This window comes from Sphingobacterium sp. xlx-96 (assembly GCF_011007365.1).
GTDB lineage: Bacteria > Bacteroidota > Bacteroidia > Sphingobacteriales > Sphingobacteriaceae > Sphingobacterium > Sphingobacterium luzhongxinii.
Genome location: NZ_WFKM01000002.1, coordinates 599000 through 624914 on the forward strand (window position 1 = coordinate 599000; position 25915 = coordinate 624914).

The window sequence follows — 25915 nt, forward strand, 5'->3', positions numbered from 1 at the left end:
GGAAATTTTCGCAACGCGGCTCTAAATCTCCGTTTCATCACAGTCAACACTAAAGACCAAACATTTATACTTATCACCTTGCTTTCTGAGATCACATCATCACCACGTCCTATTTTAATATCCGTACTTAAAGCGATATTGTTTCAACTATTTAATTCCAAATCAAGTAGTTTTTGATTATCTTGGAAAGATAATCAAAAACTGTTATGATAAACTCCATCTGGACGAAAACCGCTTTAATATTCAGTTTACTATTCGTACCCCTTGCCTATTCCTTTGCGCAATCTTCCCCCAAAAGTCAGTGGTTTCAGGAGGCTAGGTACGGTATGTTTATACATTGGGGATTATATAGTGCGGCAGAAGGATTATGGAAAGGTGAAAAACTTCGTTATCTCAATAATTATGCGGAATGGATCAGATACCGCAACCGAATTTCTAAAGAAGAATACGGAACCCTGGCCAAACGCTTTGATTGGGAAACAATAGATCCAGAACAGTGGGTAATACTTGCCAAAGAGGCTGGCATGAAATATATCATCATGACCAGCAAGCACCATGATGGCGTGGCTATTTGGGATACAAAAGTGGGCAGTTATTCTTTACCAAAACTAGCCGGTTCGGAACGGGACATCCTAAAAGAGCTCGCCGAAGCCTGTCGTAAGCATGACATGAAACTTGGTTTTTACTATTCACATTGGATAGATTGGGAACATCCCTACGCATGGGATCACAATCAAGAACTAAAAGGCCGGGTCACAGATGCACAGTTTGACCGATACTGGCAAGAGAAAGTAATTCCTCAACTGACAGAATTATTGACCGATTATGGTGATATCGCCCTCATGTGGTTTGATATGTGGATTCCCTATCAAAAGTCCATCATAAAAAAAGAACAGCTATTACAAGTAGCCCAGCTGATACGAAAACTACAACCCAATTGTCTGATCAACTCCCGATTGGGGTTACCGACGGATGAAAACACGGTGGATTTTGAAACACTGGGGGACAATCAGTTTGGCACATCTTATGTCAATCATCCATGGGAAACTCCAGGAACTATTGCCCATTCTTGGGGATATAATGGTCAGGAAAACGAATGGAAATCTACTTCACAAATCTTCCAATCGCTCATTTCCAATGTAAGTTTAAACGGTGGATTAACATTAAACATAGGTCCTCGAGCAAATGGTATGGTGCCCTACGAAAGTATCCAACGCCTACATGATGTCGGAAACTGGCTTAAATCTTATGGGGCCAGTATCTACGGAGCCACGGGGTTATCTTTCCGGACAGGGCAACACGATTGGGGGTACCTGACCTCCAAAGCAAAAGATAATTCGACTTTTGTATATGCGCAGGTTTTCAACTGGCCCTTGGATAGGCTCCTTAGAGTTTCGGGGATTAAAAACACGCCTAAAGAAGTCTATTTGCAGCAGGGAAATAAACAAAAACAATTAAACTTCACGCAAAACGGACCATTACTTCATATTGATCTAGGTCCTGAACAGCCCGATCACTATGTATCCAACATCGTACTTCGATACGACAACACACTACAACTCAACAAAGAAATTGTGGCAGAGTCGACATTTGGAGGCTTTGCTTTAACGCCTTCAAATAGCAATAACAAAGACCTAAAAATAGAAAAATACGATGGCAAACGCCCTAACCGTATAACGCTACATCCGGGACAAGATTTGACCTGGAAAGTCTATATCCCTGAAACGGGCGAATATCATTTTGATGTATCAGCACATAACCCCAACGAAACAAATATCAAAATTCAGATAAAGGTAGATAAAGACATCGTTACAGCCCTATTAACCCCAAATGGCCTTCTTGTAGCTGAACCGAATGAGAAAAATTATACGCCAGAATTTACAGATAAGCGAGTGGGCCGTATTACTTTTACACGAAAAGGCACCTATACAATTATACTCGGCAATAAAGGTCCTAATTCTTTTTCATTTAACAGGTTATGGATCAATCAATAATTATCTGTAAATAATATTTTAAAAAAATTAAAAAAACACCACTTTTGTATTTGTTCAGCGGTACAACATACAAAAGAACAACTATAGCTCATCACAATAACTATGCAATTGGCAGAGGCGGCATCAGGTAATATTTTCTTTCCTAGTAGAGAAGGTTTCCTAGCGCTAGACAAAACAGGAGTGATACTTGCTTATAATGAGCAAGCAACGATATTATTAGACAGTTTGCCTCTAATTGTAGGAAATAACTTTCTGTTGAACGATTCCTTGTTTTACCCTATCGAAGATAACCTCAAATTTCGACCTACAGAGATGCCGTGGTCTAAAACCCTGCGTAACGGGACAGCACAACAAGACATCGTTTTAGGAATAAAACAAAAAGAAGGAAACAACATATGGCTATCATTCTCATCCAAACAAATTGATACGCCAACACATTCTTATGTCATCATTTCTTTTTTTGATGTATCCAGGATCGTCGAGCAAAACATTCTATTGATAGCCAAAGAAGAACAGCTGAATCTCTTGGTCTCCTCCTTGAATGATATGGTATTCGAGGTTACACAAGACGGTTGTATAATCAACTATTGGACAAATGATAGCGGTCATCTTTTTTTTCAACCAACCTACTTTTTGGGAAAAAGCTTAAACAGCATATTTCCTGAATTTGTCGCGATACCTTTCCAACGTCTTATTGAGGAAACAATAACCACAGGAATCGAGCAGGAAATGGACTTTCTTTCACCCTTTGAATCGCATAAAAATTACTGGTACCACCTTCAGGTAAAGTCTATTACAAAAAGAAATGATAGGGTTGCAGTGGTGATATCAGATATTACAAAAGAAGTAGAGAACACCGAAAAGATAAAATTAAACGAGAACAAATTTAATCAGGCATTCCATTTTTCAGGAGTGGGCATGTCTCTAACTGCTTTAGATGGGTATTGTTTGGATGCAAATAAAGTGCTTTGCAATATGCTGGGCTATACGAAAAAAGAGTTACAAAAGGTGACCTTTATTGAGCTGACACATCCAGATGATGTCCAAGGGGATCTGGAACTACGAAAAAAACTACTCGATAGTGAAATTGAAAGCTTTACTATCGAAAAACGATATCAGCACAAATCGGGACATTATGTCTGGTGTGATACAACAGTCTCTATAGTTCGAAACCACAAACACTATCCTCAATTTTATATCGCACAGATACAAAACATCTCACAAGTAAAGCTCAATATAGAAACTCTGGAAAGTCAAAAAGCCGAGCTCGAATCCATAAAGGTGGAACTAGAGACGAAAGTGAGACAACTGGAAGAATTCAACCAAATAGTAGCACATAACCTCAGAGGACCTGTCTGCAACATACAAATGTTATTGACGGAGATCAACTCCGAAACGGATGAATCCAGAAAGAAAGCATACTTTTCTTTATTAAAATGTAGTGGAGACAATCTAAACCAAACATTGGAAGAGCTCACGGATATTTTAGAACTAAAACAAGACGTTAGTCTATCATTCCAAAAATGCAGTTTCCAGGATCAGCTCAACAAGATATACCTTCACCACCTTGTCGAGATAAAAAGAAAGGACGCATTATTGACAACTGATTTTAAAATAGAACACGTTCACTATCCGGCGATATATCTGGATCGTATTCTCGACAATCTCCTAAGTAACGCTCTCAAATACACAGCGGTCGACCGACAGCCCAAAATCAATATCAGTACTTACTCGGAAAACGACAACGTTTTCTTAAGAATAAGTGACAACGGTATAGGCATTGACCTTCCAAAATTCAAATCTCAACTCTTTATGTTCAAAAAAATATTTCACCGTGGATTCGACAGCAAGGGTATAGGACTATTTACCACACGCTATCTGGTAGAAAATCTAGGTGGAAAAATCGATGTTGAAAGTAATCTTGGAGAGGGTTCTTCGTTTGTTATTCAATTTTAGATCGCATATGGAGGCTAAAAATAAATGTACAGTCCGAATCACTTTAGTTGATGACAATGCCATATTCAGACTTATCTTCAGCAATATGCTATCCAGCTTTTCTCTCTGCCCGTTGGAAATCCGAACGTTTGATAATGCGCTGGAGTTCTTGGATCAATTCCCCTGCCCTCAGGGAGACGCCATAGCAACGGACATTCTTTTTGTAGATATCAATATGCCTTTTATGACAGGTTGGGAATTAATGGATAAATTAGAGACAGATGTGACCGATTTTACACAATCGTCAGCCATATATATTATTAGTTCTTCCTCTAGCAAAAGTGATCTTGAACAAGTAAAGAACTATTCTTTTATAAAGGGCTATGTCTTAAAACCTGTCAACAAACAAGTGCTCTTTGATATAATCAAGAAGCACATTGCAGTTGATTCCTTATAATTTTTTACGTCACTCTTTCTTTGAGCGCTCTCACTTCCAACGCTACAGCAGTGTCACTGCCATCGGTAATGGCAGAAGAATGAAAATAGACTGCAGCTGTTTCACGTAACACCTCCTCCACATTCGTCGAACGCAGACCTCCTCCTGGCATAATTACAATACGTCCCTGCGCAGCCTGTACTAAATGCTTCAGGTTCGCTAAACCTGCCATCACGTTAGGCTCACAACCAGACGTCAGTATAGTGCTAAATCCACAATTGATAACTTCCTCCAAGGCAATATCCATGTCGGCTACCTCATCGAATGCCCGATGGAAAGTACAAGGCAATGGGGCCGCTAAAGCAACCAGTTCTCTATTCTGAGTACGATTTACTGTATTATCCGCATTTAATATTCCAAATACAAAACCATCTACCCCCAACTCCTTTATCCGAAGCAAATCACTTTTCATCTGGGCAAACTCGGCTTCATTGTAGACAAAATCTCCTCCCCGCGGGCGTATCATCACATTCATTGCAATACGGACAGCATCGCGCACCTCAGTGATATCTGCAATGCATGGAGTTGTTCCTCCCACCTCCATACCTGCACACAATTCAACCCGATCAGCGCCATTTCCCTGTGCAATCAATGCAGATTTAGTATTAAAACTTGCAATCTCTATTTTAGCCATTTGCTTTTAAATATGAATTTGATTTAATCAGTTCGTTACCTTTTCTATCATACTTTGCATAATTGAACCCACCATGTATGCAAAAGGCGCCGTATTCGCCTCGTTTATTAAGGGCAATAAACCCTACTTGTATATTATCCAATGTCTTTTTGCGGTTATGTGTAAATTTTACAATACGTTTCACAGCTTCCTCACACGCCTTTTGAGGGGCGTAGCCCTGCCGCATCAGTTCAACCACCAAATGACTTCCCACCGTACGGATTACCTCTTCACCATGTCCGGTCGCCGTAGCTGCTCCAATTTCATTATCAACATACAGTCCAGCTCCAATAATAGGAGAATCTCCTACACGTCCATGCATCTTAAAAGCCATTCCACTTGTCGTACATGCTCCAGAAAGATTACCCTGCGTATCTAATGCGATCATTCCGATGGTATCGTGATTTTCAATATTTACTACAGGCTCATATTTAGCCGTTTTCAACCATTCTCTCCACTCCCTTTCAGACTCAGGAGTCAATAGATTTTCTTCCGGAAAACCCTGCTCTTTGGCAAACTGCAATGCTCCAGCACCCACCAACATCACATGAGGAGTCTTCTCCATAACAGCCCGTGCAACAGTGATAGGATGCTTAATACCCTCTAGTGCTGCTACAGACCCGATCCCCGCAAACTCGTCCATAATACAAGCATCTAAAGTTACCTTGCCATCTCTATCAGGCCGTCCACCATAACCAACGCTACGCTCTGTCGGATCGGCCTCTGTAAATCGCACGCCTTGCTCAACAGCATCCAACGCCCGACCGCCAACGGCCAATACTTTCCAGGCCTCTTCATTCGCTTTCAAACCAAAATCCCAAGTCGATAAAACCACCGGCTTATTAAGGTTTTTAGAGGACATGCCCTGAGACAACTGTGGAGCAAGCCCCAGCGCAAGAGATCCTAAACCAATCTTATGTAAAAATTTTCTTCTAGAGTTCATGACTTTTCAAATTCGTTATGTTTAAATTTAGTAAACAGAAAGCTCATCTACAAACAACCAACTGTCATTCCCCGCACCAGGATAACCTGCGGGGATTTTACCGACATGTTGTACCTCCACACGTACAAATCGGGCTTGTTGCGCCGTGAAATTGAGCTTTATAGTACCGTTTGACGCATCGATACCTTCTTGTCCGATATTGGAGATTAAATCAAAGACCTTTCCATCATTAGAAACGTACACCTTTACTGCTTTGGGATAATGGATCCAACTCCCTTTTTGATCCACTGCGTTCAAAGCCACGGTCGTAAATGCAAGAGGAGCTCCCAAATCGATCGTCGCTACGAGATCTTGACCATTAAAACCTAACCAGTCTCTTTTAAAATAATTTTTATTACCGTAGACACCATCCACGAGACTACCGATTCCATTTGCCGGATAACTAGGACTCGCTGCGTGGCGCAGGTCGATCAATTTACCGGTTGATTTACTGACTAGAAACTCCTGGCTCAACAGTGGGCTTTTCATCTTTCCTTTCGAAAAACTGGCCGCATTGATCCGCATTGTTTTGTCTACAGGTATAGGGTTTTGGTACAGTAAGCTCTGATCCGTCGGAATAGAACCATCTACTGTATATCGAATCATGTCCTCTTTACGAACAGTCCCTAATTCAAAGTACATCTTTCCATCCCGAGGAACATTCTTGCCAGATACTTCAAAAATAGCTTTACTATAGTTTATACCCTTTTCTTCTAAGATAGCCATATGCGCGATCACACGTTTTTCAAAGGAGGGATAGGCTTTGGGTTGCGATGTCCCCCAACCGACCTCAGATAGGGCGAATAAACGTGGAAACAGCATATACTGCACGTGGTTGAAGTTTGTTATATATTCTGTCCACATATTTGCCTGTGGGCCTAAGATATGTTTCGCTTCCTTTTGATTAAGTTCTGCAGGAATAGGATTGAAACTATATGCCTGATCTAATCGTATCTCGGCACTGAATGCTAAAGGTTCAGACTGTGGGTTTCCTTGATAATAGTCAAAATACATATGACTTACCGGAGTCATTATCGCATCATGCCCCGCTTTCGCAGCGTGGATAGCCCCCTCCATACCTGTCCAACTCATCACGGTAGCATCGGGAGCCAATCCTCCCTCTAGAATTTCATCCCAACCAATAATACGCTTACCTTTTTTATTGATATACTTTTCCATGCGTTTAATAAAGTAGGACTGTAATTCGGCTTCATCTTTCAGCCCTTCCTTCTTTATCAAAGCCTGGCAGTGTGGACAGGCTTTCCACCTTGTCTTTGGTGCTTCATCTCCTCCAATATGGATGTATTTATTTGGAAATAAAGTAATGACCTCATCTATTACATCTTCTAAAAGAGCAAAGGTTTCTTCTTTAGGACAAAAGATATCGTCCATCACACCCCAAGTCGTCCCTACCTCAAATGGCCCCCCTGTGCAGGATAATTCAGGATAAGCCGCCAAAGCAGCCTGCGCATGACCAGGCATTTCTATCTCCGGGATGACATCAATATGCAGTTTTGTCGCATAGGCAACCACATCTTTAATTTGATCTTGGGTATAAAAGCCCCCGTAGCGACCATCTTTAATTTTTTCTATCTCATAATCAGTCCCGGGCGTCATTTTACGGTAAGCACCGATTTCCGTCAGCTTCGGATGACTTTTAATCGTTATGCGCCAACCTTGATCATCTGTAAGATGCCAATGAAACGTATTAATTTTGTACCGGGAAAGATAGTCCAAATAATTCTTAACCTCTTGTGCTGTAAAAAAGTGTCGACAAACATCCAAATGCATACCCCGATAAGAAAACTTAGCGTAATCCTTTATTTCCAAATAAGGGAGGCTTCCCTTGGTTTTATTCTCTACGACAAGTTGCAAAAGAGTCTGAACGCCATAAAACGCTCCTCTGCCCGTAGCTGCGCTTATAGCGACGCCTTCTTTATCAATTCTAAGTTCATAATAATCGTATTTATCTGCTGACGGTTGCGCTATTTTTACAAAGCGTATATTTCCCTTCTTCGCAGTTAACACCTTTATATCCGGTCTACTAATCCGTAGCTGCTCCACAAGGTAAAGAGCTTCATGAGGAAAAACAGAATTATTGACACGCCACTCTTTATCGAAAGACAATATACCATTTTCAGTTACCTGTAAATATTGCGGTCGAGGAATAAGATGTTCTTGTCCTTTGGTTGGAAATATAAAAGAAAACAGGATTACTATCAGCAAGAATTTATAATGTATCATGGCAATTCGTTTTAACAAAACTACTATTTCTAAATCGGAGTTTAAAATAGCAGTAAAACGTTATAGCATATTGATACAAAAAGAGCTATCATTATAGTATGACAGCTCTTTTTGTATTACTTTAAGCGAAGTAAACGACCGAAGATCGCCTCCCCAACTATATCGCGGTTGTTTTTTGTCTTAACCAAGTCGATTCGTCTTCATTTAACAATGGAGACAATTTTTCATAGACCCATTGGTTGTAATTATTAAGCCAATCAATATGGGTTTGATGGAGTAAACTTTTCTCAACCAGATCAGTGGCTATATAGCAGATGGTCAATGTCTCAAAATGCATAAAATCACCAAACTGTGAGCTTTCGTAATTTGACGTCAACACCAGGTTTTCAATACGTATTCCGTGTTTACCTTCGCGGTATAGGCCCGGCTCGATAGAAGTGATCATCCCCTCCTCCAAGGCAACGTCTACATTGGTCGGATTAAGCACCTGAGGCCCCTCATGCACATTCAAAAAGAATCCGATGCCATGTCCTGTACCATGTCCATAATTGCGCAAAGTCTCCCAGATGGGACGTCTTGTTATGGCATCGATCTGGTAGCCACGTGTACCTTGAGGGTAAATAGCCTGACTACCTTCTATTGTTCCTTTTAATACAATTGTATAGTCCTCCTTTTCCTCTTGCGTGATATTGCCCAGTGAAATAACCCGGGTTATATCTGTCGTCCCTGTACGGTATTGACCACCAGAGTCTACGAGCAATAATCCAGAAGATTTCAAAACATAGTTACTCGATGGTACAGCATGATAATGCGGTAAGGCTCCATGATCCAGATAACCAGCAATCGTATTAAAACTGATATCTACAAAACCTGGCTGCTCTGCCCTAAAACCTTGCAATTTTTCTGCAATCGAGATTTCGGAAAGTTCTTCCTTACCTAGGCTTTCTTCCAACCATTTGAAAAACCTCGTCATCGCTACACCATCATTCACCATTGTATCGCGCATATGCGCTATCTCTACCTTATTTTTCAAGGCCTTCAAACTTGTAGAAGGGTTAAGACGTTCTATAATTTTCACCCCGTTAGGAATGCTATCGTAAATAGTAAAACAAGTACGCTTAGGGTCGATGAGTATACTTTCTACCGAGAGACCTTTGACAAAATCGAAAGCTTTTATATAATCCTGTACCTGCACACCATATCCAGCTAGCTCTGTGACTGCTTCTGCGTCTAATTTTGACGTTTCAACAAACAAAATTGCGTCCTCTTTCGAAATATATGCAAACCCTAAAACCACAGGATTACACGGCACATCCTGTCCTCGCACATTGAGCAACCAGGCTAAATCATCCAGCGACGACACAAAATGTCCTTCTACACGCCACTTGTCTAACGCTTTCCGAACAGCGGTCAATTTTGATCCTGTGTCCTGTCCCGTAGTTGATGGATCTAACAGGTATGCTTTTACCTGAGGCAACGATGGTCTCCCTTCCCAAATAGGGCTTAACAGATCCACGTGACCATCGACGACCATTCCTCGAGGTTCTAATACATTTTTCACCGTTTGGGCCACCAACAAGGAGGCTAAATTGCCGTCAAACGCAATTTTAGTACCTGCTCCAAACCTTTGATCCAGCCACTCTACGTATTCAGCTGCATGCTGTACTTTCAATCGAACCAATTCAAAACCAGTTCCTGCCAACTGCTCCGTCGCCTGAACAAAATAACGGGCGTCCGTCCACAGTCCAGCGAAATCCTGGGTGATCATTAAGGTACCTGCAGAGCCGCTAAAGCCCGAGGTCCATTCAATACATTTGTAACGTTCTGGCAAGTATTCACTAATATGAGGATCCGAAGAAGGGATAATATAGGCATCAATACCTTGTTCCTTCATCAATCCACGAATTTTGGTTAATCTTTCTAAATGTGACATATTTTTTCAACTAAATATCTTTCGCAAGTTAGCGATTTCTACCTCTTTACAGAACTTTGGACTGGCATTTCTTTTTATGTTTTTATTAACACATGAACTCGATTCTTATTTTACTGACTATCAATACTACTTAAACATTTACACCCTTATGCAGGGTAGGCAATTACTTTTTCCGAAAAAAGTAATCAAAAACTCGCCGCTGTGCCGTATTGGCACTACGCTATTGCATCCTCCTGCTATAGCCAATCCGCTACTGCGTAAGCAGGCATCAAGGTCGAGTGCGCGCTTGTGTCGACTGATGCAACATTGGCGGCATTAGACTAAAATTTACAGCTTGGTGATGAATCGAGTTCAATTTAAAAGATGCACTATACAATCAAATCCCTCAATTCTCGCCTCCAAAGTTTTGCAAAATTGAAAGAATAGAAATCCGTTGTTGCAAAAATTTGAAGCGAGGAGATTTTTGCACACTTTTTTGCGGTAAAAAAGTATGAGCCCGTGCGGCTTGAGCACATAAAAGAAAATTTTAATTACATGCTCCCTACCAGTCCATATAGCTAAATAGGGCTACGAATATAATTTCTATATTTGTCAAAACTCAAATAATGATTATGAGCACTAAACACTATATCACTTTACTCTGTTCCTCTTTCCTATTTGTTACTATTACGCTAGCTCAATCGACACAGCAACACCTCCAGAAAGGATTCAACTCGTTCTTAGCCCAACCTAGTTTAACGAATGGTATAGCCAGTTTACATGTCATGGATAAAAGCACCGGAACTATACTGTTCGAGAAGAACAGTCAAATGGGGCTTCCTACAGCTTCGACTTTGAAAGTCATTACTTCAATAACAGGACTAGACCTATTGGGTCCGGAATATACGTACAAAACTAAATTATATTATACAGGCACAATAGACAGCATCGGTGTGCTTCATGGTGATATCGTAGTTCAAGGATCAGGAGACCCCACACTGGGTAGCGATCGTTTTGAGCAGACGAAAGAACAATTGCTATTGGATAAATGGATAACTGCTATTAAAAATGCAGGTATCACAGCTATTGATGGGCGTATCATCGGCGACGACAGGATGTATAACGGGAATGATGTTCCAGGGGGCTGGATATGGACTGATATAGGTAATTATTATGGAGCCGGTATATCTGCGCTTAATTGGCGGGAGAATAAAGTTGGAATTAACTTTCAAAGTGGCACCCCCAATAAACCTGCTCCAATTGTCCAAACAACAGCAGATCTTTCTTACTTGCAATTGGTAAACACGGTAAAAGTGGGCAGACCAGGCTCTGGTGATAATGTATACGCCTACTCGGCACCCTATTCTGAAAAAATATACTTAAAAGGCACCTACGGTCAAGATCTTAAAAAGACCATTGAAATTTCTGTCCCGGATCCTGCCTTCGATTTAGCATTTCAACTCACCAAGACGGCAAATATGGCGGGCATCCCCGTAGGTATGGAACCCACCACCGGTCAAAGACTAGTTGAACAAGACTCTATCTTTCCGCAGAAGACGGCTGAACTATCCACACATATCTCACCAAAACTAATTGATATGGTGTACTGGTTTAACCAAAAGAGTATTAACTTATACGGAGAAGCTATACTGAGAAGCATCGCCTACATCAGCGGAGGTAAAGTAACCACATCGGATGGAGCAAATTATCTACAAAAATTCTGGAAACAGAAGCTACAACTTAACAGCAGTGAGCTAGACATCATAGATGGATCTGGGCTTTCGCCGCAAAACAATGTTACGGCAGCTGCCATGAACAAAATCATGCAATATGCAACAAGTAGGCCTTGGTCAGATTCTTTTGTAAAAAGTCTCCCTATGTATAATGGAATGATGATGAAAAGCGGAACCATCAGCGGAACACTCGGCTATACCGGCTACCATAAAGCTAAAGATGGGAAAGAATATACGTTTACGCTATTGGTGTACAACTACGATGGTAGCGCGTCAAAAATGCGTCAAAGTATGTTTAATCTTTTAGATATCCTGAAATAATAGCATTAATATTGCATATATTGAGAAACAGAATAATACATTTCCTCCATTATTAAAAACATAAGATGGCCGACAAACTCCAAATTCATTCTACATTAAGACGCAATTGTATTGTGCATAAAGGTGATTTTATGTAGGTTTGTAGCCTTAAATTTGACACACAGATCTAAAATGAGTAATATCAACAAAAAGAAGGAAGCCCTAGATTATCATGCTATGGGTCGTCCGGGTAAAATTGCAGTTGTTCCGACAAAACCATACAATTCACAGCGTGACTTATCATTAGCCTATTCGCCAGGGGTAGCAGAACCTTGTTTAGCAATTGCTGAAAACCCAGAAGATGCTTACAAATATACTGCTAAAGGAAATCTAGTTGCCGTAATCAGTAATGGTACCGCTGTTCTCGGCTTGGGTGATATCGGTGCGCAAGCCGGTAAACCTGTAATGGAAGGCAAGGGTCTTCTTTTTAAGATATTTGCGGACATCGACGTATTCGATATTGAATTGGACACCAAAAATGTTGACGAATTTGTCCGTATTGTTAAAGCACTAGAACCAACTTTCGGAGGTATTAATCTGGAAGATATTAAAGCCCCTGAGTGTTTTGAAATCGAAAGGCGCTTAAAGGCAGAAATGAATATTCCAGTCATGCACGATGACCAGCATGGTACCGCAATTATTTCTGGCGCTGCACTAATCAATGCCTGTGAGCTTCAAGGTAAAGATATTGCTTCCGTTAAAATAGTAGTAAACGGTGCCGGTGCTGCGGCAATCTCCTGTACGGCAATGTATATCGCTGTAGGCGCAAGCAAGGCAAACATTGTGATGCTGGACAGTAAAGGTGTCATCCGTAGTGACCGGGAGCAGTTAGATCCCTCCAAAGCGGAATGGGCTACCGAACGTGACATACACACTCTTGCCGATGCGGTAAAAGATTCTGACGTATTTATTGGCCTATCAGCTGCAGACGTATTGACACCTGAAATGTTGCAATCTATGGCTGCAAAACCAATTGTATTGGCTATGGCCAATCCGAATCCAGAAATCGCCTATGACCTAGCGGTAGCAACGAGAGCTGATATTATAATGGGAACAGGCCGATCTGATTATCCGAATCAGGTCAACAATGTATTGGGATTCCCTTACATTTTTAGAGGAGCCTTGGATGTGAGAGCGACGGCTATTAATGAGGATATGAAGATCGCTGCCGTCCGCGCTATCGCTGAACTTGCTAAGGAAACGGTTCCGGAAGAAGTGAACCAAGCCTATAATACAAGCAACCTACGATTTGGCACAGACTATGTCATTCCTAAACCAACAGATCCTCGCTTGATTACTGAGGTATCGGTAGCTGTTGCTAAAGCAGCGATCGCTTCTGGAATAGCCCGTAAGACCATAGATAACTGGGAAACTTATAAAGAGGAACTTCGCAAACGTTTGGGTAAAGATGACGGTATAATGCGAAAAGTAACTTCAATTGCCAAAAATAATCCCAAAAGAGTCGTATTTGCTGAAGCAGATAACGCAAAAACACTTCGTGCCGCACAGATTGTAAAAGAAGAAGGCATAGCTATCCCTATCTTATTAGGAAACAAAGACCGTATCGCTAAGATGATTGACGATTATTCTTTTGATTTAAATAATGTCGCCATTATTGACCCTAAAGAAGAAGAAAATACGACACGTTTTGAAAAATATGCAGAACACCTTTACAAAAAGAGACAACGTAGAGGTCTCTCCAAGATGGACGCTATCAAATTAATGTCCAACCGCAATTACTTTGCCGCTAGTATGGTCGAGTTTGGAGATGCAGACACCTTAATTTCTGGATTAACGAGAAATTATGCGGCTACGATCAAACCTGCACTACATGTCATTGGAGCAAAAGAAGGTAGCCGTATTGTGGGAATGTATATGATGTTGACATCCAAGGGACCTTTATTTTTGGGAGATACCACAGTCAACACAGATCCAACTGCCGAAGAACTCGCAGACATCACTGTACTGATGGAGAAAGCGGTTCGGCGATTTAATGTTAAGCCAAGAATAGCAATGCTTTCTTACTCCAACTTCGGTTCGTCGGATGGCCCTACTCCAACCAAAGTACGTGAAGCCGTAAATATACTACATAAGAATCACCCCGACATTGTTGTGGATGGCGAATTACAAGCTAATTTTGCATTGAACAAGGAAATGTTGGAAAGCAATTTCCCTTTTAGCACATTGAAAGGTGAAAATGCCAATACCTTGATTTTCCCAACACTGGCATCTGGAAACATTGCTTACAAGCTTTTGCAAGAAGTAGGTGATGCAGAAGCAGTAGGCCCTATATTGCTAGGAATGAACAAGCCTATACATGTATTACAGTTAGACAGTTCCGTTCGTGAGATAGTAAACATGGTGACCATTGCAGTCGTTGACGCACAGGCCCATGAAAGTTTAAAATAAAGTTACAAAGGTGATAATGGTTACAAGGTTACAAGGTTATAAAAGAGGCCTTCATAACTTTATAACTTCTATAACTATAAAATAAAACCATGTACGATTATTTCAATGGTAAACTCATATTCAAAGCCCCTACCCATGTCATACTTGAGGTAGGGGGCATTGGGTACCATGTTCACATTTCCTTGACCACCTATTCTTTGATTAAAGACCAGGAAAGTTGTAAACTGTTTATTTCTTTTCAGGTTCGGGAAGATGCCCATACGCTCTTCGGCTTCGCTACAGAAGGCGAACGTCACCTTTTTAACCATCTGATCTCCGTTTCGGGCATAGGCCCTAACACAGCAAGAATGATGTTATCTTCTATTACCCCCGAAGAGATACAAGCTGCGATCATCAATGGACAAGTAGCGGTAATCCAAAAAATAAAGGGCATAGGTCCTAAGACTGCACAACGTGTTATCCTTGAATTACAAGATAAACTCAAGAAACAAGGTGACCATGCCTTGCTTCCTCTTCCCTTCGCTGTTCAGTCTATTCCAGAAGAGGCCCTTTCTGCTCTTGTTATGCTTGGTTTTCCGAAAGCTCAGGTCGAAAAAACACTGGCTGCTATCGTTAAAATTGAAGGTAGCTATACGGTTGAAGAGCTCATTAAAGCTGCGCTAAAAAAATTATAGAATCAGCAGTTGCGTCTACATTAATAGATTTTAACATTTTATCCATAAGAATATCTTTGAGACTTTTTGTTATTATTAATTAAAACATTGATATTTGCTTGAATTATAGCAATTATTAATTTTTTATTTAGCCAAATACTCTTGAAAAAGCTCAGGTCATTATTTACATCACTAATACTTGTTTGTGTACTGATAAACCTTGGCTATGCACAAGTTGTAACTCCGGTCACTAGCTTATCCATAAATGACTCTACGAGACTAAAATACCAGTTAAAGGACAACCCCTTTATCAAACTTCCCAAATCTTATCGACCTATTGCGTTAGATATTCCGGAAAATATCCAACGCGAAATTATCTTTGACCCAGAGACCAAACAGTACATCATCCGTGAAAAGTTAGGTTCAAAGATGTATCGACCACCACTTTACCTGACGATTGATGAGTTTAAAGATTATGAATTCAAGCGTCTGAAAAAGAATTATTGGGAAGAACTGGCAGGAAAGGAAATGGCCGAGGAACGTCGTCGCCGACTCTTCCCTGTAATCGAAATCAACAGTCCTACGTTCGAAAAGATTTTTGGTGGTAATACCATAGACATCAATCCTCGAGGAAGCGTTGAAGTTGGTATCATGGCGCAGTACAATACCAACGAAAACCCTATGTTTAATGAGCGTCAACGCAAACAATGGGGAATGGATTTTGACCAAAACATGAATTTAAACCTTGTTGGTAATATTGGAGAACGTGTCAAAGTCAATGCAAACTTCAACTCTAGAGCTCAATTTGGCTTTGAAAACCAGATCAGATTTGACTACGTTGCAGGGGATGATGATATTATCCGTCGACTGGAGATAGGTAATGTTAATATGGCTCTTAACTCTACCTTAATTCAAGGAGCAGAGTCATTATTCGGTATCAAAACACAACTACAATTCGGCAAATTGGCCGTTACAGGTCTACTCTCGCAGCAACGTTCCAACAAAAAAGAGATTACGCTTTCTAATGGTAGTCGAGAAAGTGAAATGGTACTGGAAATGAGCAACTATGAGGCCAATCAGCACTATTTCTTAGGTCAATACTTTAGAGAGACTTACAACCAATCATTAGCATTGGCACCAATCATCAATACGCCGGTAAACATTACACAGGTTGAGGTATGGGTCAATAACCGCTCAAACTCCTACGAAGAGTCCCGAGATATTATGGCGCTCATGGACTTAGGGGAGCATACACCGTACAACAATATCATCAATAGCGTATCTCCTTCAAAATTACCTTCCACAGGTATACCTGGCGCTTTGTCCCCCGATATATCCAACGACTTATTAACACAACTTGGAGAGCCTGGGCGTGAGTCCACTGGCAATGTCGTACAGAGTTTTTTTGCAGGAAGTGGTGCTAATGATAATTATGCGAAACTAACCTACGCACGCAAACTCGTCGAAGGAAGAGACTTTACCGTCAACAGGCGCTTAGGTTATGTTTCTTTGGTCTACCCCTTAGGACAAGATCAGGTGCTTGCTGTAGCTTATCGGTATATGGCCAATGGAAAAGAGTATCAGGTCGGTGAGTTCAGTACGGATATACCGGTATCGCCATCGGCGCCAAAAATGCTGTATACCAAACTATTGAAGAATGAAACCCTAAAAACAAACCTTCCTATTTGGGGCTTGATGATGAAGAATATCTATTCGCTCAATGCAACAAATATATCCGAACAAAATCTATTCTTACAGATTTACCGCACGGAAACAGAAACTGGTGCCGAGCGACCTTCTATGTACGAGGGGAGCAAAACAGCAGATAAAACCTGGTTACAACTCACGGCTTTAGATCGTATTACACAGAATCAGGCCGCCGGTTCAGATGGATTGTTTGATTTTTTACCCGATGTCACCATAGAACCTGTACGAGGAAAGCTGATCTTTCCAGTTGTCGAACCTTTTGGTAAAGATCTAGCCAATCAATTTGCTGCGGGAGAAAATGATCTCATTGAAAAGTATACTTATCCCGAGCTGTATACACATACTAAGGTAGATGCAGAACAAAAGTTCCCAAATAAAAACAGGTATAAATTAAAAGGCAAATATCAATCCGGCTCAGGAACAGAATACCAATTGAATGTGATGAACCTAAGGCCAGGCCAACTCCGCGTCATGTCGGGCGGAGCTATTCTTACCGAAGGAACCGACTATATGGTTGACTATCAGATCGGAACCTTACGTATACTGAATCAGGCACTTGTCCTCTCCGGACAACCGATAACAGTATCAGTCGAAGATGAGACTTTATTTGGCTTACAACAAAAAACACTGATGGGAGGTCGCTTGGACTATACTTTCAATAAAAATCTGATGGTCGGAGCCACCATTATGAATCTGACAGAAAAACCCATATCGGAGAAAGTATTCATCGGCGAAGAACCCATATCAAACACCATGTTAGGCGCCGATATTACGTACAATGCGCCTTCACGCTGGTTGACCCGCATGGTAGACAAATTGCCTTTCCTGAGTACAAAAGAAGAATCTCACATTAGCTTTTATGGCGAATTTGCACATCTCAAGCCAGGACATCCTAAGGGGCTAAACACAGCCAACGGAAACACAGGAACGACCTATATTGATAATTTTGAAAACAACTTTTCTTATATAGATATCAAAGGACAATTGGGCTGGCAGATTTCTGGAACTCCTCGAATGTTCGCTGAATCCAATTTAACCAATGATCTTGCCTACGGTTATAACAGGGCGCAATTGGCATTCTACAATATTGATCCTATTTTCTATCAGTCGTCAAGTCTCAATCCTCGCGTAAATGACCGCTTCCTACTGGATCACCGGACACGAAAAGTCACAGAAAAGGAAGTTTTCCCCTACAAGGAGATTAAAACTGGAGGCGATGCATTTTTACCAACATTGGACCTCGCATACTATCCGATGGTACGCGGACAATTTAACTATACTACCACTGGAATAGCGGCCGACGGAAAACTATTAAATCCACAAAACCGCTGGGGCGGTATGTTCCGAAAAATTGACCAAACAGATTTCGAGGCGCAGAATATCGAGTTTTTGGAAATGTGGATGATGGATCCGACCCTGACCAACCCGAATAAAAATGGTGGAGATATCTATATTAACCTGGGAAATGTTTCAGAAGATATTCTTAAAGACGGCAGAAAGTCTTTAGAAAATGGACTTTCTCCTACAGGAGACAAGACCTTAGTGGACCAAACAGTTTGGGGCCATGTGGTACGCAATCAACCTGTTGTGCAAGCTTTTGAAAATTCGGATGCCAGCAGACTTTTACAAGATGTTGGTCTTGATGGTCTTACTAACGACGAAGAGCGTTCTTTCCACGCTAACTTTTTAAACCAGATGCAGGGCATACTGGATCCTCAGGCTTTTGCCAAGCTTCAAGGAGACCCTTCCTCAGATGACTATACCTATTTTAGAGGAAATCATTTTGATCAAAATGTAGGCATTTTAGAACGCTACCAACTTTACAATGGCACACAGGGAAATACGCGTACAAACAATCAATCTTTGGCTGATTACGGTGTAGAAACTTCTGCTAGCACATTACTTCCTGATGGTGAGGATGTCAATCGCGACAACACGATGAATGAAATTGATGAATACTATCAGTATAAGCTTTCGCTACGCCCTCAGGATATGGTGGTTGGAAAGAACTTCATTGTTGACGAACAAACATCTAAAGTCCGTGTGCTCGATAAGAACCTTGACGTTAAATGGTACAAGCTACGTATTCCTTTAAATGAGTTTGAAAGCCGAGAAGGTAATATTCAAGACTTCAAATCAATACGTTTTATCCGTTTATTCATGACCAATTTTACAGATACATCGGTTGTTCGATTTGGAAGAATGCAGTTTGTCCGGGGTGATTGGAGAAAATATAACGCAGAAAATATAGCGTCCAAAGTTATCGCTGACTACAGCATGGGAGTGGTTGCCTCAGACAATTCTACATTCAACGTAGCCAATATTAGTATTGAAGAAAATGGTAAACGTGAGCCCATCCCTTACGTAGTCCCTCCCGGCATCAACAGACAGGTCGATATCTCGAACAACAATCTAGACATACAATTGAATGAACAGTCCATGAGCCTGGATGTAAAACAGCTTCGGGATGGCTATGGTAGAGCAACATTCAAAACAGCTTCGCATGATTTTAGGCCTTATGGACGCCTCGAAATGTTTATACATGCCGAGGGAGAAAATTTAAATAATGGTGATTTTAGGGCATTTATACGGTTAGGAACCGACGATAAGTACAATTACTACGAATATGATATGCCACTGAGCATCACGACTCCTGGAACAAGCTCTCCAGATCTAATCTGGCCTGAGGAAAACAGGATGAATATTCAGATCAAATTGTTTCAAGAAGCCAAGATTGCCCGGGATAATGCCAAACTGAATGGACAGCCTTGGCCCCTGGACGTACCTTATGAGCATTCGGATGGTAAAAATAGAATTCTAATTATAGGAACACCAGACATCTCGAAAGTCCGTTTTTATATGGTCGGCGTACGTAACCCTCTACGTGGTACTTCCACCAGTACGCCTATGGATGATGGAAGAGATTTAGCTGGCGAGTTCTGGTTTAATGAACTACGTCTGACCGATTTTGACGATAAAGGGGGATGGGCTGCCACGGCACGTCTTAACTTAAAGCTAGCAGATTTTGCTAACGTATCCGTAACCGGCACAAAATCAACCATAGGGTTCGGATCAATTTCCCAAAGAGTCGGCGAAAGAAATCGTTCGGACAATTTCTTTTTTGATATTACGACAAATGCGGAACTCGGAAAATTCTTCCATCCAAGACATGGTGTCATTATCCCGTTCTATTTCAACTACTCCAATCAAACGGCAACACCGGAGTTTAATCCACTTAGTCCGGATATCGAATTAAATAGTGCCCTAGCGACGTTATCCAACAACAGAAGAGATTCCTTGCTTCGCTTAGTCCAAGATTACACCACCCGTAAAGGTTTCAGTTTTACAAACGTTCGCAAGATCAGAACGGACAACGAAAGCGCTATTCGTCCTTGGGATATCGAGAACTTTGGACTTTCATATGCATTTAGCGAGTATTATCATAGAGACTTCAATACGGCATCTAACTTACAACGCAATTATCGTGGTGCTTTAGATTACACATTTAGTAATCCAACGACTCATTTTTACGAACCTTTTAAACACCTTAAATCGAAGAATCTAGGGTTGATCCGCGACTTGAATTTCAACCTTATGCCTTCTCTGTTAAATTTCAGGATGGAAGTCAACCGTATTTATAACGAGAATACCCTTCGTGACAACTCTTCAAACAACGTGTTGCCGACCTATTACAACAAGAATTTTAACATGAGCCGAATATATGGAATCAGCTGGGATTTAACAAAGTCGCTGCGTTTAGATTTCAACGCGACTAATTATTCCATTATCGACGAACCAAACGGTAGAATTGACGGCGCAAAACGAGATACGTTATGGTCTAATTTCTGGAAAATGGGCCGTACGACCGATTACAATCACATGATGAATGTGACCTATTCACTGCCTATCAATAAGATTCCTTACCTAGAATGGGTGAATGCTACGGCTCGGTATGGTACACAGTTCAATTGGCAGAGTGAACCTCTTTTAAGTCTCCAAAATGAAAATATTAATTTAGGCAACAGCATCCAAAATAACAGAACTATTCAGATCAATCCAACATTGAACTTAAGTGCTCTTTACAGCAAATTTAGGTTTATCCGTCAAAACTCGGGGCGCGATAGCAAAGGAGCTGTACCATTCTTTGTACAGTTATTAACCTCTATCCGAAATGTAAATGGAGCTTATACCAAAACAGAAGGTACTTATCTACCTGGATATACGCCTACGACAAATGTTTTAGGTTTTGATTTTGATACAAATGCACCGGGTTGGGGATTCTTATTTGGTGGTCAAGGAGATATTCTAACCAAAGCGGCACGCAACGGCTGGCTCTCCGCTGACACCCTACAGACCAACATGTATACCAAGACTTTTGCAGAAAACATCTCTGTTGTGGCCAATTTAGAGCCTATAAAGGGCCTACGGGTAGACCTGACAATGTCACGCATAGACAATTATAATTATACAGCTGCCATGCAGTTTAATGCGACAACAGGTCTATTGGAGAGTGTGTCGCCCTATGTCACCGGAAACTATACGGTATCGCAGATTTCTATACGTACTTCTTTCAAAAATAGCGATGATTTGTTTAAAAAATTCGAAGAGAATCGACTCGCGATATCGCAACATTTGGGAGAAAAGAATATTAATTCCGTAGGGCAGTCTGCTGATTTCTATGCGGACGGCTACGGTAAGACCCAACAGGATGTTGTCGTAAATGCTTTCTTAGCGACCTATCTCGGCAAAGACGCGAACGCAGCAGAACAGGGTATTAAACCTAAATTTCCCCTTCCTAATTGGCGGATATCATTCAACGGATTAGTTGGTATTTTAGGTATACAAGACTTTATCAGTTCAATAAACATCAACCATGCTTATCAATCGCAGTATATCATCGGTGGTTATACATCAACTGCACGATATGAAGAGGCCGACGGCATGCCTTATTCAAGGGATGCAAACCAGAATTTTTTACCTCAGAGCCAATACGGTCAAATATCTATTATTGATAGATTTGTCCCGCTAATAGGTGTAGATATGCGCTTTGCAAATAGTCTATCTGTAAATTCGGAGTACCGTAAATCACGGGATATGAATATGAGTTTACAAAATAGTCAGCTCGCTATGATGACGGATCAATCTTTTATCGTAGGTATGGGCTATAGAAAGAACAATGTCCGCCTTCCTTTCGGAATTTTTGAGGATCGCAAATGGGTAAATGACATGAATTTTAGGGTTGATTTTGCTTTGAATGATAGGAAAACTACCGTGTACCGTTCGGATATTAATCAAGCGGAAGTCTCAGGAGGAAATAAGAGTTTGACGATAAACCCTTCGCTAGATTACACCGTCAATCAATTCTATAATATCCGTCTATTCTATAATTCAAATGCAGTACGTCCATATACATCTCAAAACTACGCTACATCGTATACGTATTTCGGGATAAATGTTCGTATTCAATTTCAATAAGGCAGGTTACGAAGTTATATAGTTTATAACGGAACTATGTAACTTTATAACCTATATAACTTCGTAACGTAACTTTATAACCTCATAACTTAAAATAATAAATGGCTGAAGATCTTAAAATAAACGACGGAAATAAAGAGGAACAGTACAAAAGTTTAATACCTCAGATTAAAGCGCTGCTTACAGGAGAACCAGATTATATTGCCAATCTGGCAAATGTTACTGCCGCCCTAAAAGAGCAATTTAATTTTTTTTGGGTTGGTTTTTATATTGTAAAAGACGGAGAGTTGGTTTTAGGCCCCTTCCAAGGTCCTGTTGCCTGTACGAGAATAGCCTACAACAAAGGTGTCTGTGGAACGGCTTGGGCACAAAAGGAGACCTTAATAGTCCCTAATGTAGAAGAATTTCCAGGACACATTGCCTGTAGTTCACTATCTCAATCGGAAATAGTGCTACCTCTTATAGCGAACAATGAAGTTGTAGCTGTACTGGATGTAGACAGCGATCAATTGGACGCATTTGATGAAATAGACGAAAAGTATTTAAAAGAGATCGTTGATCTTGTTATCCTGTGATCGAGTTATCAAGTTATACTGTTAACATGATAACCAGTTAGTTCTAACTTGATAACTCCACTGACCAAACTTTGATCTGCTTATCGTCTCCTGCTGTACAGAGCAGATGCAGATCCTTATCATAAGCCACACTATTGATAGACAACTGGTGCGAATCAATTCCTTTATCTCTAGAGACATTCTTTAGCAAACGAAAACTGTGGTCCCATAGTTTGATGGTCTTATCCCTACTCACTGTCACCAACTGATCGGAGACGTCACATATTCCATAAACTGTAAAAAAATGAGGTGTTACTTCTGCTTGTTTCTCTAACGATGGGAGACTAAATTTATACATACGGGCATCACGCCCCGCCGTATATAAATACTCCTTATGAAACAACATACTCGATATACCCATTTCGTGTTTAGCGGATTGCGTGATTAAATGAAAATCGTCTGCGGCATGAATATATACAACACCTTGCTTATCGCCAAAAGCGATATTTTTTTGATCTTCCGACACAGCTATTGTACGAACGCGGTCTTTTGATACCTGAAAAGTATAAAGTAGTTGAAAGCCTTCCAAACTCCAAACGTAGGCCTTCCCTTCTTCACCGACAGCAATTATCTCATTCTTAGAAGACAATACCTGAATACTAAAAACAGCTCCTTTATCTACTTTTAGTTTCGCTATTAACTGGGGTTCGGTACGTTGAATAATAAAGACCTCTCCATTACGCATACCAGCTGCCATCCAATCTGTACCAGGGATAAGTTTCAAACAATACACTGATGATGGGACAGCACATAACAGCCGCTTGAATTGTTGGGATACCAGGTCCCATTCTACAATTCCTTTGTCATTTCCAGCGGAATATAATAAGTGTCGTGCTGTATCTACTTCTAAAGTATAGATCGGATTTTGGTGTCCCGTTAAAGTGCCCTGCAAACTAATTTCTGTCATATCTAATAAACGTAATAGCTAACAGACGAAATTAGGCAAATATCATGGAGAGACAAAGTTAGTTGTAAACAATATGATCGTTAAGTTTCTTTTTTAACCGCTGCTTAGCTTTTTTAATTCCATCCAAGGAAACGGATAGTCTATCCGCCAACTCCTTATTGGAGAGTCCTAGGTTAGTAAGAGCTAACAAACGTAAATCGGAATCCGTAAGTTCCGGATACTTGTGTATCAAATCACTAAAGAAGCAAGGAAAGTTATTGTTATAGGCAAATTTGAATTTTTCCCAATTACGATTATTCATTAAGTTCCCGTCCATCAGCTGCCGTAGTTCTAAGCTGATCTGAACAGTCTTGTGTGATTCTTCAACGTGAAATCGCTTATCACTCAATATGACCATCGGACAATATTCTTCTTCTTCCTCTTTTCCTCTTTCGATAACCATCTCTCCATTCTTACCGTTACGTTTTGCTTTTTTATACGTTAAAACAAAAAGAAAAGATAACGCCCCGATTAAAGTTACGATCAATAATAAATTTAACTTTTTATACTGTCTGGATTCATAATAGAATTGATCATAATTTGATTTCTCTTCTTCGAGCTTTGCCATCTCAATAGACGCGTTACTATTCAATGTGGAGAGTAGTCGATTATATTTTGTTGCTTCTTTTAATGTATTTAACTGTCCCTCATCGATGGCAAGCGTATCGAGTAGCCTTGCTTTAAGGTCATATGCCTCCACCAAAGCCTGGTAACGAATTGGCTTTTTCTCCATCTTGGCGATAAATATATCGATATTTTTCAACGCGCTCTCAAAGTCGCGTTGCTGGAACTGCAGTTCGGCCATTTTCTTCAATGATCCTAAAGCTGATATAAGATCCCCTGAAGGCTGTGAATTATACTTATAATCAAGATCAAAATACTGGATTGCTTTTCCGATATCTTTTTTCTTAACATAGGTGTTTCCAATATTTCCATAGGCTATCCCCATCCAAGCGGAATCTAATACCGCATTTGATTTTTCTAAGACTTTCCTAAAATAAGCTATAGCCTCCTCGGTTTTTTCCGTGTAAAGCGCAATCAGACCTAAGGTATTGATGGCATCGAACAGCTCACGAGGTGTCAGTTTAGTGTTGTATGTAAGCACTTTACGAAGCAACTGTGATGCCATTTCATAGTCTTTAATATCATAGAAATAGCGGGCTAGTGTGAGATAATATTGCCAAACCTGAGCTACATTACTCTCACCTACTTTATCCAATGTAAAGAGTGCTTGTCTAAAATAACGATACGCATCTGCATACTTCGCATAGGTGTAATAATAATTTCCGAAGCTAAAATTTTGTCGGAACAGCTGTTGGTCTAAGGAGTTCTCCTTCGCATATTGAATAGCCTTCTCGTGATTCATTGTCGCTAGACTATTCACTCTATCATAGCGTAGAGAAAAATAGTTAGCTAATGTCTCGTAGTATATACTAGTGAGATTTTTATCGTCCTTCTCCTTTGCCAGCTTGTATATATATTCAATATTTTTTAATGCAGAATCTGCTTCATGGATATCAAAATCTAGAATTAGGATTGTAAAGGCTTTGCAAGCAGCAAATTCACTCTTTACTCCACGTAATTCTTCATAAGGATTATTTCCTCCTTTTGCGTCTTTACAAAAGATAGTAAGCAAGAATGCTGTAATCCAAAAAGAATATAACCTTTTCACTTTAGTCTGGCAATTGATTTACAAGACAAAGAAATCAAAGGAAAATGACATGAGCAAAAGTAGCTTCTTATTTGTAGAACAATCGCTACAAAAGAAGCTACTTTTGTGAA

At 40.5% G+C, this 25915-nt stretch carries 15 protein-coding genes; 9 read left to right on the forward strand and 6 right to left on the reverse strand.

Going from position 1 to position 25915, the window contains the following annotated elements; translation table 11 throughout:
- The first annotated feature begins 206 nt into the window (after window positions 1-206).
- The 3 genes from G7B20_RS05490 (at window position 207) to G7B20_RS05500 (ending at window position 4386) form a co-directional block, all read left to right on the forward strand.
- Window positions 207-1994, forward strand: coding sequence for an alpha-L-fucosidase (locus G7B20_RS05490; RefSeq protein ID WP_164109029.1), 1788 nt, complete (start codon window positions 207-209; stop codon window positions 1992-1994).
- Between the two features lie 102 nt (window positions 1995-2096).
- Window positions 2097-3950 carry a sensor histidine kinase gene (locus G7B20_RS05495; RefSeq protein WP_164109031.1) on the forward strand — a complete coding sequence of 618 codons (1854 nt, stop codon included), beginning with the start codon at window positions 2097-2099 and terminating at the stop codon, window positions 3948-3950.
- 7 nt (window positions 3951-3957) lie between these two features.
- Window positions 3958-4386: a response regulator gene (locus G7B20_RS05500; protein ID WP_164109033.1), complete on the forward strand. Its 429-nt coding sequence runs from the start codon at window positions 3958-3960 to the stop codon at window positions 4384-4386.
- A 4-nt stretch (window positions 4387-4390) separates the two neighbouring features.
- On the opposite strand, the gene G7B20_RS05505 is transcribed toward G7B20_RS05500, so the two are convergent.
- The 4 genes from G7B20_RS05505 to G7B20_RS05520 form a co-directional block, all read right to left on the reverse strand.
- Entirely contained in the window at window positions 4391-5059 is a 669-nt protein-coding gene (locus G7B20_RS05505; protein ID WP_164109035.1) for a copper homeostasis protein CutC, read from the reverse strand.
- Window positions 5052-6041 carry an isoaspartyl peptidase/L-asparaginase family protein gene (locus tag G7B20_RS05510; protein WP_164109037.1) on the reverse strand — a complete coding sequence of 330 codons (990 nt, stop codon included), beginning with the start codon at window positions 6039-6041 and terminating at the stop codon, window positions 5052-5054. Before G7B20_RS05510 ends, G7B20_RS05505 begins: the two co-directional genes overlap by 8 nt.
- Before the next feature lie 27 nt (window positions 6042-6068).
- Window positions 6069-8324, reverse strand: coding sequence for a family 20 glycosylhydrolase (locus G7B20_RS05515; RefSeq protein WP_164109039.1), 2256 nt, complete (start codon window positions 8322-8324; stop codon window positions 6069-6071).
- Window positions 8325-8481: 157 nt separating this feature from the next.
- On the reverse strand, window positions 8482-10257 hold the full coding sequence (locus G7B20_RS05520; RefSeq protein ID WP_164109041.1) for an aminopeptidase P family protein: 1776 nt from the start codon (window positions 10255-10257) through the stop codon (window positions 8482-8484).
- A gap of 76 nt (window positions 10258-10333) precedes the next feature.
- On the opposite strand from G7B20_RS05520, the gene G7B20_RS05525 reads away from it, so the two are divergent.
- The 6 genes from G7B20_RS05525 to G7B20_RS05550 all read left to right on the forward strand — a co-directional run bounded on the left by G7B20_RS05525 (window position 10334) and on the right by G7B20_RS05550 (window position 23148).
- Window positions 10334-10576 carry a hypothetical protein gene (locus tag G7B20_RS05525; RefSeq protein ID WP_164109043.1) on the forward strand — a complete coding sequence of 81 codons (243 nt, stop codon included), beginning with the start codon at window positions 10334-10336 and terminating at the stop codon, window positions 10574-10576.
- 292 nt (window positions 10577-10868) lie between these two features.
- Complete coding sequence (gene dacB / locus G7B20_RS05530) at window positions 10869-12290, forward strand: D-alanyl-D-alanine carboxypeptidase/D-alanyl-D-alanine-endopeptidase (protein ID WP_164109045.1); 1422 nt, start codon at window positions 10869-10871, stop codon at window positions 12288-12290.
- Between the two features lie 171 nt (window positions 12291-12461).
- The gene (locus tag G7B20_RS05535; protein ID WP_164109047.1) at window positions 12462-14738 is read left to right on the forward strand and encodes an NADP-dependent malic enzyme; all 2277 of its coding nucleotides are present in this window, start codon (window positions 12462-12464) and stop codon (window positions 14736-14738) included.
- A gap of 89 nt (window positions 14739-14827) precedes the next feature.
- Window positions 14828-15412: a Holliday junction branch migration protein RuvA gene (gene ruvA / locus G7B20_RS05540; RefSeq protein ID WP_164109049.1), complete on the forward strand. Its 585-nt coding sequence runs from the start codon at window positions 14828-14830 to the stop codon at window positions 15410-15412.
- A 141-nt stretch (window positions 15413-15553) separates the two neighbouring features.
- A complete protein-coding gene (sprA, locus tag G7B20_RS05545) occupies window positions 15554-22573 on the forward strand; it encodes a cell surface protein SprA (RefSeq protein ID WP_240465983.1) in 7020 nt (2339 codons plus the stop codon).
- Between the two features lie 101 nt (window positions 22574-22674).
- Window positions 22675-23148, forward strand: coding sequence for a GAF domain-containing protein (locus G7B20_RS05550; protein WP_164109051.1), 474 nt, complete (start codon window positions 22675-22677; stop codon window positions 23146-23148).
- A 43-nt stretch (window positions 23149-23191) separates the two neighbouring features.
- Here the strand turns inward: G7B20_RS05550 and G7B20_RS05555 are convergent, their stop codons facing one another.
- Both G7B20_RS05555 and G7B20_RS05560 read right to left on the reverse strand, forming a co-directional pair.
- Window positions 23192-24094, reverse strand: coding sequence for a WD40 repeat domain-containing protein (locus G7B20_RS05555; RefSeq protein WP_164109117.1), 903 nt, complete (start codon window positions 24092-24094; stop codon window positions 23192-23194).
- 58 nt (window positions 24095-24152) lie between these two features.
- A complete protein-coding gene (locus G7B20_RS05560) occupies window positions 24153-25805 on the reverse strand; it encodes a tetratricopeptide repeat protein (RefSeq protein ID WP_164109053.1) in 1653 nt (550 codons plus the stop codon).
- Window positions 25806-25915 lie beyond the last annotated feature (110 nt).